Annotated in this window: 17 protein-coding genes; 10 read left to right on the top strand and 7 right to left on the bottom strand. The window is 70.4% G+C overall.

Annotated features, from left to right (window positions below; all coding sequences use genetic code 11):
• Nucleotides 1–115 precede the first annotated feature (115 nt).
• The 5 genes from sigE (at nucleotide 116) to ACWGI2_RS19280 (ending at nucleotide 5,500) form a co-directional block, all read left to right on the top strand.
• Nucleotides 116–883 (top strand): RNA polymerase sigma factor SigE, encoded by a 768-nt coding sequence (sigE, locus tag ACWGI2_RS19260; RefSeq protein WP_160507070.1) that lies wholly within the window; start codon nucleotides 116–118, stop codon nucleotides 881–883.
• The gene (locus ACWGI2_RS19265) at nucleotides 880–1,962 is read left to right on the top strand and encodes a zf-HC2 domain-containing protein (protein ID WP_453696479.1); all 1,083 of its coding nucleotides are present in this window, start codon (nucleotides 880–882) and stop codon (nucleotides 1,960–1,962) included. Before sigE ends, ACWGI2_RS19265 begins: the two co-directional genes overlap by 4 nt.
• A 126-nt stretch (nucleotides 1,963–2,088) precedes the next feature.
• Nucleotides 2,089–4,071 (top strand): trypsin-like peptidase domain-containing protein, encoded by a 1,983-nt coding sequence (locus ACWGI2_RS19270; protein ID WP_453696480.1) that lies wholly within the window; start codon nucleotides 2,089–2,091, stop codon nucleotides 4,069–4,071.
• Between the two features lie 82 nt (nucleotides 4,072–4,153).
• The gene (locus ACWGI2_RS19275; RefSeq protein ID WP_453397790.1) at nucleotides 4,154–4,636 is read left to right on the top strand and encodes a sec-independent translocase; all 483 of its coding nucleotides are present in this window, start codon (nucleotides 4,154–4,156) and stop codon (nucleotides 4,634–4,636) included.
• A 186-nt stretch (nucleotides 4,637–4,822) separates the two neighbouring features.
• Nucleotides 4,823–5,500 (top strand): hypothetical protein, encoded by a 678-nt coding sequence (locus tag ACWGI2_RS19280; protein ID WP_453397791.1) that lies wholly within the window; start codon nucleotides 4,823–4,825, stop codon nucleotides 5,498–5,500.
• An 86-nt stretch (nucleotides 5,501–5,586) separates the two neighbouring features.
• Here the strand turns inward: ACWGI2_RS19280 and ACWGI2_RS19285 are convergent, their stop codons facing one another.
• From ACWGI2_RS19285 to ACWGI2_RS19295, 3 genes are read right to left on the bottom strand one after another with little or no spacing between them, the layout of a single operon-like run.
• Nucleotides 5,587–6,720: an Mrp/NBP35 family ATP-binding protein gene (locus tag ACWGI2_RS19285; RefSeq protein WP_453397792.1), complete on the bottom strand. Its 1,134-nt coding sequence runs from the start codon at nucleotides 6,718–6,720 to the stop codon at nucleotides 5,587–5,589.
• 44 nt (nucleotides 6,721–6,764) lie between these two features.
• Entirely contained in the window at nucleotides 6,765–7,340 is a 576-nt protein-coding gene (locus ACWGI2_RS19290; protein WP_453397793.1) for a DUF1003 domain-containing protein, read from the bottom strand.
• Nucleotides 7,327–8,604 (bottom strand): magnesium transporter MgtE N-terminal domain-containing protein, encoded by a 1,278-nt coding sequence (locus ACWGI2_RS19295; protein ID WP_453397794.1) that lies wholly within the window; start codon nucleotides 8,602–8,604, stop codon nucleotides 7,327–7,329. Before ACWGI2_RS19295 ends, ACWGI2_RS19290 begins: the two co-directional genes overlap by 14 nt.
• Nucleotides 8,605–8,800: 196 nt before the next feature.
• On the opposite strand from ACWGI2_RS19295, the gene ACWGI2_RS19300 reads away from it, so the two are divergent.
• Nucleotides 8,801–9,577, top strand: coding sequence for a hypothetical protein (locus tag ACWGI2_RS19300; RefSeq protein WP_453397795.1), 777 nt, complete (start codon nucleotides 8,801–8,803; stop codon nucleotides 9,575–9,577).
• Between the two features lie 15 nt (nucleotides 9,578–9,592).
• Here ACWGI2_RS19300 and ACWGI2_RS19305 read toward each other — a convergent pair whose 3' ends face one another.
• Together ACWGI2_RS19305 and ACWGI2_RS19310 are read right to left on the bottom strand one after the other, a co-directional pair.
• A complete protein-coding gene (locus tag ACWGI2_RS19305) occupies nucleotides 9,593–10,105 on the bottom strand; it encodes a hypothetical protein (RefSeq protein ID WP_453696482.1) in 513 nt (170 codons plus the stop codon).
• Between the two features lie 51 nt (nucleotides 10,106–10,156).
• Complete coding sequence (locus ACWGI2_RS19310; RefSeq protein ID WP_453696483.1) at nucleotides 10,157–11,278, bottom strand: magnesium and cobalt transport protein CorA; 1,122 nt, start codon at nucleotides 11,276–11,278, stop codon at nucleotides 10,157–10,159.
• Between the two features lie 471 nt (nucleotides 11,279–11,749).
• On the opposite strand from ACWGI2_RS19310, the gene ACWGI2_RS19315 reads away from it, so the two are divergent.
• Nucleotides 11,750–12,340, top strand: coding sequence for a suppressor of fused domain protein (locus ACWGI2_RS19315; RefSeq protein WP_453696484.1), 591 nt, complete (start codon nucleotides 11,750–11,752; stop codon nucleotides 12,338–12,340).
• Between the two features lie 18 nt (nucleotides 12,341–12,358).
• Here ACWGI2_RS19315 and ACWGI2_RS19320 read toward each other — a convergent pair whose 3' ends face one another.
• The gene (locus ACWGI2_RS19320; protein ID WP_453696485.1) at nucleotides 12,359–13,612 is read right to left on the bottom strand and encodes an MFS transporter; all 1,254 of its coding nucleotides are present in this window, start codon (nucleotides 13,610–13,612) and stop codon (nucleotides 12,359–12,361) included.
• Nucleotides 13,613–13,773: 161 nt separating this feature from the next.
• Here ACWGI2_RS19320 and ACWGI2_RS19325 point away from each other — a divergent pair, with 161 nt between their 5' ends.
• The 3 genes from ACWGI2_RS19325 (at nucleotide 13,774) to ACWGI2_RS19335 (ending at nucleotide 16,099) form a co-directional block, all read left to right on the top strand.
• Complete coding sequence (locus ACWGI2_RS19325) at nucleotides 13,774–14,415, top strand: DUF6758 family protein (RefSeq protein WP_249587912.1); 642 nt, start codon at nucleotides 13,774–13,776, stop codon at nucleotides 14,413–14,415.
• Nucleotides 14,416–14,551: 136 nt separating this feature from the next.
• Nucleotides 14,552–15,418: a PHP domain-containing protein gene (locus tag ACWGI2_RS19330; RefSeq protein WP_453696486.1), complete on the top strand. Its 867-nt coding sequence runs from the start codon at nucleotides 14,552–14,554 to the stop codon at nucleotides 15,416–15,418.
• A gap of 75 nt (nucleotides 15,419–15,493) precedes the next feature.
• A complete protein-coding gene (locus ACWGI2_RS19335) occupies nucleotides 15,494–16,099 on the top strand; it encodes a MarC family protein (protein ID WP_453696487.1) in 606 nt (201 codons plus the stop codon).
• Between the two features lie 110 nt (nucleotides 16,100–16,209).
• Here the strand turns inward: ACWGI2_RS19335 and ACWGI2_RS19340 are convergent, their stop codons facing one another.
• Nucleotides 16,210–16,362, bottom strand: a complete 153-nt coding sequence (locus tag ACWGI2_RS19340; protein WP_167829028.1) for a hypothetical protein — start codon at nucleotides 16,360–16,362, stop codon at nucleotides 16,210–16,212.
• Nucleotides 16,363–16,404: the final 42 nt, after the last annotated feature.

Below are 16,404 nucleotides of genomic sequence, written 5' to 3' on the forward strand. Positions count from 1 at the left end.
GTAACGAATGGATCAAGACTGGCCGCGGGCCCTTCGACCAGGCAGGACACCTGGCAGGAAGCCCGTACCAAATTCCAGTAAAAACGCTTATCCGGAGCTAACGGGCGAGGTGGTTATGGTAGGGGCTCCACTGGACACCACCAGAGCCGACAGGGGAGGTGCGGCTGCGTCCGCGAATCGGAGGGGAGCGCTGAAGCGCTTCCTCAGGTTGGTGGGTGAGCCGAAATCCGTGACCGACACCGCTGACCGATTCCACGCTGCCAGCTCCGCTCAGACCGCGACCTTTGCCGCTGACGCGGATTCGCAGGCGTGGACTCCGCCCACCTGGGAGGAGATCGTCAGCACGCACAGCGGACGGGTCTATCGCCTGGCGTATCGCCTGACCGGCAATCAGCACGACGCAGAGGACCTCACGCAAGAGGTCTTCGTCCGTGTCTTCCGGTCCCTGTCGACCTACACCCCCGGCACGTTCGAGGGCTGGCTGCACCGCATCACGACGAACCTGTTCCTGGACATGGTGCGCCGTAAGCAGCGCATCCGTTTCGACGCCCTCGGTGACGACGCTGCCGAGCGCCTCCCGAGCCGTGAGCCGTCGCCGCAGCAGGTCTTCAACGACACGCACTTCGACGCGGACGTGCAGCAGGCGCTCGACACCCTCGCCCCCGAGTTCCGCGCGGCAGTGGTCCTGTGCGACATCGAAGGTCTCTCGTACGAGGAGATCGCCGCGACCCTGGGCGTCAAGCTGGGCACGGTCCGCAGCCGTATCCACCGTGGCCGCTCGCAGCTGCGCAAGGCCCTTCAGCACCGGTCGCCCGAAGCCCGCGCCGAGCGTCGCTCGCTCGCAGGAGCCGTGGCGCTGGGAGGAGGGGGCGCGACCGCGTGAGTGGATCACGGTCGAATCCTGTTGAGCGGCATCTGGCCGAGCAGCATCTGGGGGACCGACTCGCTGCCCTGGTGGACGGCGAGTTGGGCCATGACGCGCGTGAGCGGGTTCTCGCTCATCTCGCGACCTGTCCGAAGTGCAAGACCGAGGCCGATGCGCAGCGGCGGCTGAAGAGTGTCTTCGCCGAGGTGGCGCCGCCGCCTCCCTCCGAGAGTTTCCTCGCCCGGCTCCAAGGCCTTCCCGGCGGTGGCAGCGAGCCTCCTTCCGGCCCAAGACCCCCTGGTAGCGGCGGCTTCGCCACCTCGGACAGCGAGTCGGGGTTGCCCCCGAGCGGAGTCTTCGGTGTGCGGCCCGAGACCTTCGGCTATGCCCCTGCGGGTGCGCATGCCGCGGTGCTGCCGAGTTCGGGGCGCGGTTTCCGCATCCATGACGTCGACCGCCGGGACGTGGGCCGTCACGAGGCCGAGCGGTCGCTGTGGCGCGGGCGGCGGTTCGCCTTCGCCGCAGCGGGTGCGGTGTCGCTGGCCGCGATAGCGCTGGGCGGTGTCACGACTGGCATCCCCGCCGACCCCGGTGACCCGCGCGCGGGGTCGGGCACCAGCAACAGCTCCGGCAGTACGAACAATTCGGGCAGCGGCAACAGCAACGCGTCGCCGATGCGTTCGCCGGGCGCGGGGGCCATCACTGCTCCCGATTCCGTCCGGCGCCGTGGCAGCGGGCCGCTGACGGTGCAGGGACAGCGTCCGGGAGTCCTGGCGGCGCCGGTCGCGCCGACGCAGGCGACCGGGCCTCTGCTGCCCGGAGTGCCCGCGCGCGCTCCCCATGTCCAGCAGCCCGATCCGGGGTCGGTCCGCCATCAGCTCGCGGCGCCGATGCTGACTGGTGCGGCGATCATGTCCCCGCTGATCCGGCCGATCCCTCCCGCAGTGCCGGGCGGCGCGTCTCCCGTCGGCACCGTGCCGACGCTGGGCGGGGTGGCTTCGGAGGGCGCGGCTTCGGGCGACGGGGTGGACCCGGCGCGCACCTCGGCGTCCTCGCCCATCGAGGGCACACTGCAGGGCACTTCGCAGATCCGCTGACGTGCTCTGCGCTTCGGCGCGGGAACCTGGTTGAATCCTCGGTGGGCCGTGCCTGCCCGAGGCTTGTGGCGGGCGCGGAGTTGAGCACGTGATCGGCGTCCGCCGTAGGCCAGGTGTGGGGAGAGCATGGACGAGGGCAAGCCCACGAAGGCGAAATGGTGGAGCCGCCCCAGGTCGGCGTCCGCGCCTGACGGAACGGGGCCGGAGCGGGGCGGCCCCGACGAGGCGATAAGCACCACCGGGGACGAGTCGACAGGCGCCAGCGGCCGAGCGGAGGACACGTCCGGCGACTTCACCCTGGCCGCGGCGGTTCCGCCTGGCGCGGGGCCTGACCCGACTCCGCTCGGCGCGACCCCCGAGCCCACTCCGCCCGGAGCGACGCCCGACGCCGCGGCCTCGGCTGCGGCAGCTCCTGCGCCGGGCGCCCCGGCCTCGGGCGTTCCCACGCAGGCAGGCGCGGGCCCCGTCGCGCCCGTGGACGCCGCTCCGGGTGGCCCGGCTCCGGACGCCTCGGCTTCGGACGGCGTGACTTCCGTTGCGGCCACCGAGCCTGGCGCCCCCGACTTGGGCGTTCCCGCCCAGGTGGGCCCCGCTGCCGTTGCGCCCGCCGACGCCACTCCTGGCGGCCCGGCTCCGGACGCCCCCGCTCCGGGCGCCGCCGACCGCCCCCGCCCGCTGCACGACCCCGATCCGTACAGCACCCCGCCCTACGGTGAGCCCGGCCCCTGGGCCCCCGCCCCTCCCGTACAGCACCCGGCGGCAACCCCGGCCCACGGCACACAACTCCCGGCGGCGAACCACAGCGGAACCCCGGCCCACGGCACCCCCGCCCCCGCCCCCAGCGCCACCCCGCCCCCCGCCACTCCCCAGCCCCAACCGCACCCCCACCACCCCCAACCCGCAGCCGCAGCCGTAGCCCCTCCCCGGCAGCCCTACGACCCCTGGAACGCGCCCCTTCAGCAGAGTGGTGCCGTTCCTGTCGATGAGGCCAAGCAGAAGAAGAGGGCCCGGCGGGTCATCCTGGTCGGGATCGCCGTCATCACGCTCGTGGCCGGTGGCATCGGCGGAGCCATCGGCGCCTACCTGGAGCGGAACGCCGGTGTCTCGGACATCGAGCTGCCGCAGGCGGACTCCCAGGACAAGGTGCGGGCCAAGGACAGCGTCGCCGGGATCGCGGCGAGCTCGCTGCCCGGCGTCGTGACCCTGCACGTCAGCGGCGACGAGGCGCAGGGCACCGGCACCGGCTTCGTGCTGGACGGCAAGGGCCACATCCTCACCAACAACCACGTGGTCGAGCCCGCGGGCACGGGCGGCGAGATATCGGTGACGTTCAGCGGCGGCGAGACCGCCAAGGCGGAGGTCATCGGCCGCGACGCCGGGTACGACCTCGCCGTGGTCAAGGTCTCCGGCGTACGCGGACTGAAGCCGCTGCCCCTCGGCAACTCCGAGAACGTCCAGGTGGGCGACCCGGTCGTCGCCATCGGCGCCCCCTTCGACCTCGCCAACACCGTCACCTCCGGCATCATCAGCGCCAAGGAGCGCCCCATCACGGCCGGCGGGGAGAAGGGCGACGGCAGCGACGTCAGCTACGTCGACGCGCTCCAGACCGACGCACCCATCAACCCCGGCAACTCCGGCGGCCCCCTGGTCGACTCCGACGCCCGCGTCATCGGCATCAACAGCGCCATCCGCTCCGCCGACGACAGCTCGGCGCCCGGTGGCGGCCAGGCCGGTTCCATAGGGCTCGGCTTCGCCATCCCCATCAACCAGGGCAAGCGCGTCGCCGAAGAGCTGATCAACACCGGCAAGGCCACGCACCCTGTGATCGGTGTCACGCTCGACATGGAGTACTCGGGCGACGGCGCCCGCGTCGGCGAGAAGGGCAAGGACGGCGGCCCCGCCGTGAACGCGGGCGGCCCCGGCGACCGCGCCGGAATCGAGCCGGGCGACGTCATCACCGAAGTGGACGGCCAGCGCATCCACTCCGGCGACGAGCTGATCGTCAAGATCCGTGCCCACCGGCCCAAGGACACCCTCGAATTGACCGTCCAGCGAGCGGGAAAGGACCGGAAAGTGACGCTCGTGCTCGGAGCGTCGGACGGCAGCTGATCCACGTCTGTCGCCCAGCGGCTACCGGACGGACAGGAACGCCGGGTACCGTGGACCCGGTCCGGATGGCAAGGAGCTCAAGGTGTTCTCAGACATTGGCCCGCTCGAGGTAGTGGCGCTGATCATCCTCGCCGTGCTCGTTTTCGGCCCGGACAAGCTGCCCAAGCTCATTCAGGACGCCTCGCGGACCATCCGTAAGATCCGTGAATTCTCGGACAGCGCCAAGGCGGATATACGCAGTGAACTCGGCCCGGAATTCAAGGACTTCGAGTTCGAGGACCTGAATCCGAAGACCTTCATCCGCAAGCAGCTCGACAACGACGAGCTCGGCCTGAAGGAAATCCGGAACGGCTTCGACCTGAAGAAGGAGATGGCCGAGGTCACGGACGCCGTGAACGGGCGGGAGAGTGAATCCTCCGACGGCGCGACCGGCACGGGCAGCGCGTCCGACGCGAGCGGCAGCCGTATCGACATGGCCAAGAAGGACGGCAGCGTCGACATGGACAAGAAGCCCGAGAAGGCCGCGCCCGCAGCCCCTCCGCCCTTCGACGCGGACGCCACCTGACCTCCTGCGCGTCACCCGCGGTACGCCCCTGAGCACGCACCCCGGCACGCCCGGCGAGACACCCGTCCGCCTACCGGCGTCCCAGGTTCCGGAACGGGTGTGGCTATCCTGCCTTGTTGTCCGGCTGAGGACGCCCGAGGGGGGCGGGCCCTGCGGACCGATGAGAACGAGGAGGCGGCCGGGTACATGGAGACGACAAGTCGCGTAGGCGCACAGGCGCCGGCCGCGGACGGCACCGCACAAGCGATGCCTGCCGCTGCCCGGCGCACGGTCGACAGCTATCTGCTGGCGCCCTTCCCCTGGTACGGCCTCGACGAGGCCTTCACGGGTGAGCGCTGGCTGATGCAGGTCGGCACCGCCGCGGACGGCGCGGTGGAGCACGGCTCCATCGGGCACGGCGATGAGCCGTCGGTACGGAGTGACGGACCCTTCGGGAACAGCGACAAGGAGCGCTTCGCGGTCGTGGTGACCGTCGCGGCCAACCCGGTGCGCCGCAGCCCGGACGGCACGGGCCTGTTGGAAGCGACCTCGGTGTCGTCCGCGGCCTGGCTCGCCGGAGTGGGGCTGCTGTCCTTCACCTGGCCCAGCCAGATGGACCACACCCTGCGCGACGACTGGCTGGACCAGCAGACCGAGACGGCCTGGGTTCTCGCGGACGATCTCCAGGGCGAGGACTGGTCGACGCTGTCGCTCCCGGTGGACGGGGTGCCGACCTCGTTCCACTACCGCGAGTCCGAGTTCGGCTGGGTGCTCGCCGGGTCCACCAAGGAGGGCGTCCACCTGGGCGCCTACGGGCGCGGCATGAGCGCGTACGGCCTGGGCTTCTCGGCGGTCAAGGACATCCACGAGTACGCGGCTGACTAGCCGGGCCACCGTGTACATACGCCGATGGGGGCGCCGCTCATGACGAGCGGCGCCCCCATCGGCGTACGGAAGGAGCCTTGAAGGCCTCAGAACTTGTTGCGCGGGGTGATCCCCAGGGTCATGCCCGCGAGGCCGCGCTGGCGGCCGCCCAGCTTGCCCGCGATCGTGCGCAGCGCGGAGCCCGCGGGGGAGTCCGGGTCGGTCAGGACCACCGGCTTGCCCTCGTCGCCGCCCTCGCGCAGGCGGACGTCGATCGGGATGGAGCCGAGGACCGGGACGTTCGTGCCCGTCGTCTTCGTGAGGCCCTCGGCGACCCGCTGGCCGCCGCCCGTGCCGAAGACGTCGACCATCTCGCCGCAGTGCGGGCAGGGCAGCCCCGACATGTTCTCGACGACGCCGACGATCTTCTGGTGGGTCTGCACCGCGATGGAGCCCGCGCGCTCGGCGACCTCGGCCGCCGCCTGCTGGGGCGTCGTCACGACCAGGATCTCGGCGTTCGGGACCAGCTGGGCCACGGAGATCGCGATGTCGCCCGTGCCCGGGGGCAGGTCGAGGAGCAGGACGTCCAGGTCGCCCCAGAAGACGTCCGCGAGGAACTGCTGGAGGGCGCGGTGGAGCATCGGGCCGCGCCACACGACCGGGGCGTTGCCCGGCGTGAACATGCCGATCGAGATGACCTTCACGCCGTGCGCCGACGGCGGCATGATCATGTCCTCGACCTGGGTCGGCTTGCCGTCCGCGCCCAGCATCCGGGGCACGGAGTGGCCGTAGATGTCCGCGTCCACGACGCCGACCTTCAGACCGTCCGCCGCCATCGCGGCCGCGAGGTTCACCGTCACCGATGACTTGCCGACGCCGCCCTTGCCGGACGCGACGGCGTAGACACGGGTCAGCGAGCCGGGCTTGGCGAAGGGGACCTCGCGCTCGGCGGTGCCGCCGCGCAGCGCGCTCGCGAGCTCCTTGCGCTGCTCGTCGCTCATCACGTCGAGGGTGACGTCGACGTGCGTGACGCCCTCGACGGCGGCGACCGCGTCCGTCACGTTCTTCGTGATGGTCTCGCGCATCGGGCACCCGGAGACCGTGAGGTACACGGTGACCGCTACCACCCCATCAGGGGAGATATCTACCGATTTGACCATCCCCAACTCGGTGATGGGTCGATGGATCTCGGGGTCGTTCACCGTCGCCAGTGCTTCACGCACCGCGTCTTCCGTAGCCATACGTCCGATAGTACGGCGCGGTAACCGTCCCCCGGAAAGAGCCGTCAACGGTCGCCTACATCACGCCCGCCGCTCTCCTCGGCCGGGAATACGACGCGGTTCCCCCTGCGCTGCTCCTCCAGCTCCCTGACCAGGTCCTGGAGTTCGGAACGGATCCAGTCGCGGGTGGCCACCTCGCCGAGGCCCATGCGCAGCGAGGCGATCTCGCGGCTCAGATACTCGGTGTCCGCGATGGAGCGCTCGTTCTGTTTGCGGTCCTGTTCGAGGTTGACCCGGTCCCGGTCGTCCTGCCGGTTCTGCGCGAGCAGGATCAGCGGAGCCGCGTAGGACGCCTGGAGGGAGAGCGCGAGGGTCAGGAACAGGAAGGGGAAGGGGTCGAAGCGCAGGATCTCGGGCGCCCAGACGTTCCAGCAGACCCACACGATGATGGTGACCGTCATCCAGACGATGAAGCGCCCCGTGCCCAGGAACCGCGCGATCCGCTCGGACAGCCGCCCGAAGGCCTCGGGGTCGTACTCCGGCAGGAACTTGCGGCGCGGCGGCCGCGGCTGGTCGAGCCGGAAGCGCGGGGCGGTCCGCGGCTCGACGCGGGTGTCCCGCTCCCGGTCAGCCGGCGGCATGGCGCGCTTCCTCCTCCTGGTGGAACTCGGTCTCGCGCCAATCGTCCGGCAGCATGTGGTCGAGTACGTCGTCGACGGTGACCGCGCCGAGCAGCGAGCCGCTCTCGTCGACGACGGGGGCCGCCACCATGTCGTACGTGGCGAAGAACCCGGCGACCTGCGGCAGCACGGTCTGCGGCAGGAGCGTCTGCAGATCGTCGTCGAGGATCGAGCTGACCAGCGTGTACGGCGGATCACGCAGGAGCCGCTGGAAGTGCACGGTGCCCAGGTACTTGCCCGTCGGCGTCTCGTCCGGCGGGCGGCACACGTAGACCTGTGCGGCGAGCGCGGGGGACAGGTCCTGCTGGCGCACCCGCGCGAGGGCGTCCGCGACCGTCGCGTCCGGCCTGAGCACGATCGGCTCGGTCGTCATCAGACCGCCGGCGGTGCGCTCCTCGTACGCCATCAGGCGCCGCACGTCGGCCGCGTCGTCCGGCTGCATCAGCGTCAGCAGCCGCTCCTTGTCGTCCTCGGGCAGCTCGGCGAGCAGGTCGGCGGCGTCGTCCGGGTCCATCGCCTCCAGGACGTCGGCGGCGCGCTCCTCCTTGAGCTTGCCGAGGATCTCGATCTGGTCGTCCTCGGGGAGCTCTTCGAGGACGTCGGCGAGCCGGTCGTCGTCGAGGGCGGTGGCGACTTCCGCCCGCCGTTTCGGCGTCAGGTGGTGCAGGACGTTGGCGAGGTCGGCTGGGCGCAGCTGTTCGAAGGTGGCGAGCAGGCTCTCGGCGCCCTGGCCGTGCTCCTCCAGGGAGAAGCCGTCCACGGCCGACCACTCGACGGTGAGCGTCTCCCCCTTGCGCCGGAAGGTGCCGCCCTTGCCCTTGCGTACGAAGACCCGGTCGATCTCCCAGTCGCGGCGGGCCGGCAGCTGCTGCACCGACACGTCGAGGACGGTCACCTCCTCGTCCGACTCGACGAGCCTGACCCGCCGGTCGAGCATCTCGCCGAGCACGAGGCGCTCGGTGGGCCGCTGCTCGAATCGCCGCACGTTCAGTACGCCGGTCGTGATGACCTGGCCCGTCTCGATGCCCGTCACGCGGGTCATCGGCAGGAAGATGCGGCGCCGCGTGGACAGCTCCACGACGAGGCCGAGGAGTCGGGGCGGTCTGCGCTGCACGCGGAGCATCGCCACCAGGTCGCGCACCCGGCCCACCTGGTCGCCGTTCGGGTCGAAGACGGCGGTACCGGCCAGATGGGAGACGAAGACCCGGGAGGCGCTTGCCGCCATTGCACGCGCCTCCTCCGCTCGCGGTCCTTTTTCTGGCGTTCTGTCGAGCAATGCGGGCTTCAGGCTAGCCCGTCCCGGTCGGATACGCCCCGGCGGAGCGTCCGGCAGGACTGACGACGATCCAACTGGTCAGCACGGGTACGCTGCCGTACTGCCGTAGCCGTAGCCGTCGTCCCCACGAGAGGCAGCGCCCCCTGTGTCAGCGATTCCCCCGGTCCGCCGTACCCGCAAGACGGCACTCGTGAGCGTGATGTGCGCGGGTCTCGTCCTGGGGGTCACAGGTCTGACCGGGTGCAGCAGCGAGGCGGACCCTGACGCGGGCACGAACGGCATCGGCAAACTCTCCGCCGCGAAGATCCAGAGCAAGTCCCGCGCGGCCGCCGACGCGGCGCCCGCGGTGCGGCTCTCGGGCACGGTGGTCAGCAAGGGCCATACGTACAAGCTCGACATGCGGCTCAAGGACGAGGGCGGCACCGGCTCGGTCACATCGAAGGGTGAGACCTTCCAGCTGCTGCGCGTGGGCAAGCAGCTCTTCCTGATGGCCGACTCGGCCTTCTGGACCCACGAGGACGCCAAGGGCGGCCAGAAGCCCGGCAAGGCGGACGACGACGCCGCCGCGGCCAAGCTCGACGGCAAGTACGTGAAGGTCCCCGAAGAAGACGCGTCCTACCAGCAGCTGAGCGGCTTCACCGACAAGGATGTCCTCCTGGAGGGCATGCTCACCCTGCACGGCAAGCTGGCCACCGGCGAGCGCGGCACGACGTCCGGCAACCCCAGCATCAAGATCACCGGCGACAAGGGCGCGGGCGGCACCCTGGACGTCTCCCTCAAGGGCAAGCCCTACCCGCTGCGCCTGGTGCGCGCGGGCGACGCGGGCACCCTGCGGCTCAGCGACTGGGGCAGGGACTTCCCCCTCAGCGAGCCGGAGAAGGACGAGATGGTGGACTACGGCGAGCAGCTGCCCGACTCCTGAGGGCGCGCGGACGCGCTAGCCGCGCCGCCTCTTCCGCTTGAACAGCAGCCGGGGCAGCGCCTCCGGCACCGGCTGCCGGGTGGTCGCCGGGGTCGGCAGGGGCGGGGCCGCGAGGGAGCCGTCGGGCAGGTCGGTGATCGTGTCCCGCGGGGTGAGCCTGACGACCCGGCACTCGTCCGCCCAGCGCTGCGGCATCCGCTCCCCGTCGGGTGCGTTCAGGCGCTTGCCCTTGAGCTCGGCGACGGCCGCCTCCCACGCCTCGGAGCGCGGCGCGAGCTCGGTCACGAGCGCCGTCCAGGCGAGGAGACGACCGCCCTTGTCCTTGCTGCGTACGGTCACTTCGGCGGTGCCGCCGTCGACGAGACCCGGCAGCGGCTGCTCGCCGGGGCCGTCGCCGATGACGTGCGCCGCACCCTCGTGCCACACGTGCCACAGGGCACGGGCAGGTTCTTCGCCGCGCACCCAGATGAGGCCCGACTTCTTGGTGGCCTCTTCCAGGAGGGCCTGGGCGAGCAGCGTTTCTGTCATGCGCGCAGCCTACCGAGTGGGGTGCTGCGGGGTTCCGGGCACCGACAGGGCCTAGAGCCAGCCGTTGCGCTTCAGGGTGCGGTGGATGGCGTAGCAGACGCCGCCGATGAGGCCGAGCACCATCGGGTAGCCGAACCGCCAGTGCAGCTCGGGCATGTAGTCGAAGTTCATGCCGTAGACCCCGCAGACCGCCGTCGGCACGGCGATGATCGCCGCCCAGGAGGTGATCTTGCGCATGTCCTCGTTCTGCGCGACAGCGGCCTGCGCGAGGTTGGCCTGGAGGATCGAGTTGAGCAGTTCGTCGAAGCCGACGACCTGCTCCTGGACGCGGGCCAGGTGGTCGGCGACGTCACGGAAGTACTTCTGGATGTCCGGGTCGACGAGCCGCATCGGCCGCTCGCTCAGGAGCAGCATGGGCCGAAGCAGCGGCGAGACGGCCCGCTTGAACTCCAGGACCTCGCGCTTGAGCTGGTAGATGCGCCCGGCGTCGACACCGCGCGCGGAACCCTTGCCCTTGCTCGGGGCGGAGAAGACCTCGGTCTCCACCTCGTCGATGTCGTCCTGCATCGCGTCGGCGACCGCGAGATAGCCGTCGACGACGTGGTCGGCGATGGTGTGCAGGACCGCGGAGGGTCCCTTGGCGAGGAGCTCGGGCTCCTCCTGGAGCCGGCGCCGCAGGGCGCGCAGCGAGCCGTGGCCGCCGTGCCGCACGGTGATGAAGAAGTCCCGGCCGGTGAAGCACATCACCTCGCCGGTCTCCACGATCTCGCTGGTGGCGGTGAGTTCGGCGTGCTCGACGTAGTGGATGGTCTTGAAGACGGTGAAGAGCGTGTCGTCGTAGCGCTCCAGCTTGGGCCGCTGGTGTGCGTGCACCGCGTCCTCGACGGCGAGGGGGTGCAGCCCGAACTCGGCGGCGATACCGGAGAATTCCTCCTCGGTCGGCTCGTGCAGACCGATCCAGGCGAAGCCGCCGTCGCGCCGCACCTGGAGCATCGCCTCGTGCGGCGTGAGCGTGTCGTCGCAGGCCGCGCGGCGGCCGTCGCGGTAGACGGCGCAGTCGACGACGGCGGAGGCGGCGGTGGGGTCGCGCGTGGTGTCGTACGAGCTGTAGGCGCTGCCGTCCTTGCGGAGCGAGGGACGGACGGCGGCGCGAAGGTCACGGATCATCGACATGGGCAGGCTCCTTTGACGGAGGCCGCCGGCGACGGTTGGAACTACCCGGAATGGGGACGTCCTGCTGTGGGTGTTTGGCACGTCCACAAAGCGGGGAGCACCGCACCATCGCGGTGGCAGCTTCGCTACTGACTCAGATCAGAGAACTCAGAGAGATCAGGTGGAAACGAAGTGCTCTTCCGTCGCACGCGAGTACGGGGAGTACAGGCGCACAGTGGCAGCTACAGGGCTGCGTGAGGTGTCAGACGGAAGAACGGGTGGTACTGCACGGTCGACTTCGATCCATGGCAGCCCCACCTCCTCCGGCCGGTCCCCCGTAGGGGAAGTCCCAAGCGCGTAGCGCGCGAAGTCATCTGCCCGGGCTTGAAAGCGCGCTCTGCGTGCTGCCCGGAACCAGCGGCCAACACTATCAGCCGACTGAAGAGTCAAGCCCCGCCTTTACCCACCCCTGACGAGTTCTATGCTCGCGTCATGGCTGATGTTCTTGCTCTGGTCGAAGCCCGTCTCCGCACTGGCCTCGGTGAACCGGACGCCCGCGCCGCGGTGACCTTCCTCGGCACCGACCGCGTCGAAGTGCTGCGTTTCACGGACGGGGACGTGGTCAGATACGCCACTCTCGGCATGTCGGCTCAGCCGATGGCTGACCCCACCGCTCCGCTGGCCGACTCGGTCAAGGGCCCGCGCGCGGAGCTGATCCTCTCGGTGCGGGGCGGCGTCGCCGACACGGACAAGGTGCTGCGCCCCCTCGCCGTACTGGCCGCTTCGCCGCAGGTCGAGGGCCTGATCGTGGCCCCCGGTGCCTCGCTCGACGTGGGTGAACCGCTGTGGCCCGGCGCGCAGTTCACGTCGGTCCTCGTCGCGGAGCCGGGCGGGCTGGTGGAGGACCTGGAGCTCGACGAGCCGATGGAGCCCGTACGGTTCCTTCCGCTGCTGCCCATGACGCCGAACGAGGGCGCGTGGAAGCGGGTGCACGGCGCGCAGGCCCTCCAGGAGCGCTGGCTGAACAGCGGGACGGACCTGCGCGATCCGCTGCGCAAGTCCGTGTCCCTGTCCATGGACTGAAGTCCCGTTCGGGGCGGCTCAGTTGGCGAAGACGGTGACGCTGTCCTCCGTGGCGTGCTTCGGTTCGAGCTCCTCGGCTTCGTGGGTGAGGGAGTCCTTGCGGGCCCAGACCACGACCGCGCCGAGCACCGCCGTGACGGCCGCCACCACGAAGGGGATGTGGATGTCGCTCCACTCCTCGATCTTCGGCGCGAAGAACGGGGCGGCGGCCGCCGCGAACCACCGGACGAAGTTGTAACCGGCGCTGGCCACCGGGCGCGGCGCGTCGGATACGCCGAGCGCGAGCTCGGTGTAGACGGTGTTGTTCACGCCGATGAAGGCGCCGGACAGGATCGTGCAGACGATGGCCGTGGCGTGGTTCCCGTACCCGAGCACCAGCACGTCGGCCGCGAGCAGCACGAGCGAACCGCCGAGCACCTTCAGCGAGCCGAGCCTGGCTTGCAGTCGCGGGGCCACGAGCACCGAGAAGACCGCGAGCAGCAGACCCCAGGCGAAGAAGATGGCGCCCGACTTGTACGGGGTCATGTTCAGGACGAACGGCGTGAAGGCCAGGACCGTGAAGAACGTGTAGTTGTAGAAGAAGGCGGAGGCGGCGGCCGAGGCGAGCCCGCCGTGACCGAGGGCCTTGATCGGCGCGAGCAGGGACGTCTTCTGGGCGGGCTTCGGCTGTTCCTTGAGGAACGCCGTGATGCACAGGAAGCCGACCGCCATCAGGACAGCCGTGCCGAAGAACGGGTAGCGCCAGCTCGCGTTGCCGAGCACCGCGCCGAGCAGCGGCCCGCACGCCATGCCGAGGCCGAGCGCCGACTCGTAGAGCAGGATCGCGGCGGCGCTGCCGCCGGCCGCAGCGCCGACGATGACCGCGAGGGCGGTCGACACGAAGAGCGCGTTGCCGAGCCCCCATCCCGCGCGGAACCCGACGAGCTCGCCGACCGAACCCGAGGTGCCCGCGAGCCCCGCGAAGACCACGACGAGCGCGAGGCCGAGCAACAGGGTCTTCTTGCCGCCGATCCGGCTCGAGACGAAGCCGGTCACCAGCATCGCGACGGCGGTGATCAGGAAGTACGAGGTGAAGAGCAGGGAGACCTGGCTGGCGGAGGCGTCCAGGCCCTTGGCGATGGAGGGGAGGATCGGGTCGACGAGCCCGATGCCCATGAAGGCGACGACGGAGGCGCCGGCGGTGGCCCAGACGGCCTTCGGCTGGCGCAGGAGACTGGTCGCTCCCTCGTCGAACGGGTCCGCTCCGGCGGGACCTCTTGTACTGCTGTTCATGCCTGCTCCTTCAGCGGCTTCCTTCGAGATCGTTGACGTATACACATATTAGTTAGCCAAGCTAAAAGGTGCAAGCTACATCTAGTTTCCCCTGGTGACAGGGCCACCGGACGGGTGATCGTCCTTGACGGGGCGACGACCGGGGAGGACCGTTGGTCGCTATGAGGGGCGAACCCAGTTGCCCGAAGTGTGGTGGCCGGGTCAGGGCTCCCGGTCTCTTTGCCGACTCCTGGCAGTGCGATGTGCACGGGACGGTGCATCCGCTGCAACCTGTGATCCCGCCCAGCGTCGAGGCCCTCCAGGTCGTGGTGCATCGCGCTCAGGTGCCGGTGTGGATGCCGTGGCCGCTGCCGGTCGGCTGGCTGTTCACGGGCGTGGCCTGCGCGGGCGACGACCGCAGCGGCGGCCGTGCGACCGCCGTGGCCTGCTCGGGTCCCGCGCCGCTCGGCGGCATGGGCGAGCTGGTCCTGGTCGCCGAGGAGCTCGGCGTCGGCCTCGGCGCGCGGTATGCGGGCATCGACGGCCCGGACCCCGGTCCGTATCTGAACGTCGAGAAGCCGCCGCAGGCCAAGCTCCTCGCCGCGGGCAGGCCGACCCCGATGTGGCATGTGGCGGGCACGCCGGACGACCGCGCGGTCTTCGCGGGCGAGGCACGCGGCCTGTGGCTGTGGGCGATCGCCTGGCCGGAGCAGTCGGGACTTCTGATGTACGACGAGCTGGTGCTCACCGACCTGCGGGACGCGGGTGCAGAGGTGGACCTGCTGCCGTGCGGGGCGCTATCGCCGCGGATTCTCATGCCGTGAGGGAGCTGCCGCCGCCGAGGGGCCCGCTGCCGGTGCCGTGAGGGGTGTCTCCTCTGTGGCGGGCGGTGGAACGTTCGAGTCCCGTTATCCTTGAGCGTCCCCTCGTCCGCCCCGTTCAGAGCCTGGAGTCCGCGTCGTGCGCATCGACCTGCACACCCACTCCACCGCTTCCGACGGCACGGACACCCCGGCGCAGTTGGTGCGCAACGCTGCCGCCGCCGGCCTCGACGTCGTCGCGCTCACGGACCACGACACCACCCGCGGGTACGCGGAAGCCGTCGCGGCGCTCCCCGCAGGCCTCACCCTCGTCACCGGCGCCGAACTCTCCTGCCGCCTCGACGGCGTCGGCCTGCACATGCTGGCCTACCTCTTCGACCCCGACGAGCCCGAACTCGCCCGTGAGCGCGAGCTCGTGCGCGACGACCGGGTGCCCCGCGCGAAGACGATGGTCGGCAAGCTCCAGGAGCTCGGCGTCCCGGTCACCTGGGAGCAGGTCGCGCGCATCGCGGGCGACGGCTCGGTCGGCCGCCCGCACATCGCCGAGGCCCTGGTGGAACTGGGCGTCGTGCCCACCGTCTCGGACGCGTTCACGCCGGACTGGCTCGCCGACGGCGGCCGCGCGTACGCCGCGAAGCACGAACTGGACCCCTTCGACGCGATCCGCCTGGTCAAGGCCGCGGGCGGCGTCACCGTCTTCGCGCACCCCGCGGCCGTCAAGCGCGGCCAGGTGGTGCCCGAGGCCGCGATAGCGGCGCTGGCAGCCGCCGGTCTCGACGGCATCGAGGCCGACCACATGGACCACGACCCGGCCACCCGCACCCGGCTGCACGGCCTCGCCGCGGACCTCGGTCTGCTGGCCACGGGGTCGAGCGACTACCACGGCAGCCGCAAGACCTGTGTGCTCGGGGAGTTCACCACCGACCCCGAGATCTACGGGGAGATCACGCGCAGGGCGACCGGAGCGTTCCCGGTGCCGGGCGCGGGCGGACGCCCGGGCGCGTAGCGCTCGCTTCCCCACCCTTCCCGCCGCCCTCGCGCGGCATTTTCGTACGACTCACTTCACTGCAAGGCCATCACTGTGTTCGACGTCGCCGTCTTCGGATCCCTCTTTCTCACCCTTTTTGTGATCATGGATCCCCCTGGGATCACCCCGATCTTCCTCGGACTCACCTCCGGGCGCCCCGCCAAGGTGCAGCGGAAGATGGCCTTCCAGGCCGTGTGCGTCGCCTTCGGCGTGATCGCGGTCTTCGGGGTCCTCGGTCATCAGATCCTCGACTACCTGCATGTCTCCGTCCCCGCGCTGATGATCGCGGGCGGTCTGCTGCTCCTGCTGATCGCGCTCGACCTGCTCACCGGCAAGACGGACGAGCCGAAGCAGACCAAGGACGTCAACGTTGCCCTCGTGCCGCTCGGCATGCCGCTGCTCGCGGGTCCCGGCGCGATCGTCTCCGTCATCCTGGCCGTCCAGGACGCCGACAGCCTCGGCACGCAGCTCTCCGTATGGGCGGCGATCGTGGCGATGCACGTCGTGCTGTGGCTGGTGATGCGCTACTCGCTGCTGATCATCCGGGTCATCAAGGACGGCGGCGTCGTCCTGGTGACGCGGCTCGCGGGCATGATGCTCTCCGCGATCGCGGTGCAGCAGATCATCAACGGCGTGACGCAGGTGATCAACGGCGGTTAGGGCGGGCTGAGCTGGGCGCGGGCCGCCCCGCGTGAGCCCCCCGGGCATGCCAAGGGCCCCCGTACCAAAGGTGTACGGGGGCCCTTCAACCTGTCAGTGCAACGTGTGCGTTACGAGGCCGGGGATTCGGCCGGGCGGATATAGATGCGCTGGCCGATCGCTGCGGCCTGCTGCACGATCCGATTGACGGAGGCGGCGTCTACGACGGTCCGGTCCACGGCGGCGCCGTCGACGTCGTCGAGTCGCATGATTTCGAAGCGCATAGGGCTTCTCCCTTCGTCTGGTCATCCTCCTGAAGGAGAACT

It is taken from the genome of Streptomyces sp. NPDC054866 (assembly GCF_053610745.1).

Coding starts and splice junctions, on each gene's coding strand:
- sigE (WP_160507070.1), top strand. CDS start 116: ATGGTAGGGGCTCCACTGGACACCACCAGAGCCGACAGGGGAGGTGCG.
- ACWGI2_RS19270 (WP_453696480.1), top strand. CDS start 2,089: ATGGACGAGGGCAAGCCCACGAAGGCGAAATGGTGGAGCCGCCCCAGG.
- ACWGI2_RS19280 (WP_453397791.1), top strand. CDS start 4,823: ATGGAGACGACAAGTCGCGTAGGCGCACAGGCGCCGGCCGCGGACGGC.
- ACWGI2_RS19285 (WP_453397792.1), bottom strand. CDS start 6,720: ATGGCTACGGAAGACGCGGTGCGTGAAGCACTGGCGACGGTGAACGAC.
- ACWGI2_RS19290 (WP_453397793.1), bottom strand. CDS start 7,340: ATGCCGCCGGCTGACCGGGAGCGGGACACCCGCGTCGAGCCGCGGACC.
- ACWGI2_RS19295 (WP_453397794.1), bottom strand. CDS start 8,604: ATGGCGGCAAGCGCCTCCCGGGTCTTCGTCTCCCATCTGGCCGGTACC.
- ACWGI2_RS19305 (WP_453696482.1), bottom strand. CDS start 10,105: ATGACAGAAACGCTGCTCGCCCAGGCCCTCCTGGAAGAGGCCACCAAG.
- ACWGI2_RS19310 (WP_453696483.1), bottom strand. CDS start 11,278: ATGTCGATGATCCGTGACCTTCGCGCCGCCGTCCGTCCCTCGCTCCGC.
- ACWGI2_RS19315 (WP_453696484.1), top strand. CDS start 11,750: ATGGCTGATGTTCTTGCTCTGGTCGAAGCCCGTCTCCGCACTGGCCTC.
- ACWGI2_RS19320 (WP_453696485.1), bottom strand. CDS start 13,612: ATGAACAGCAGTACAAGAGGTCCCGCCGGAGCGGACCCGTTCGACGAG.
- ACWGI2_RS19325 (WP_249587912.1), top strand. CDS start 13,774: ATGAGGGGCGAACCCAGTTGCCCGAAGTGTGGTGGCCGGGTCAGGGCT.
- ACWGI2_RS19340 (WP_167829028.1), bottom strand. CDS start 16,362: ATGCGCTTCGAAATCATGCGACTCGACGACGTCGACGGCGCCGCCGTG.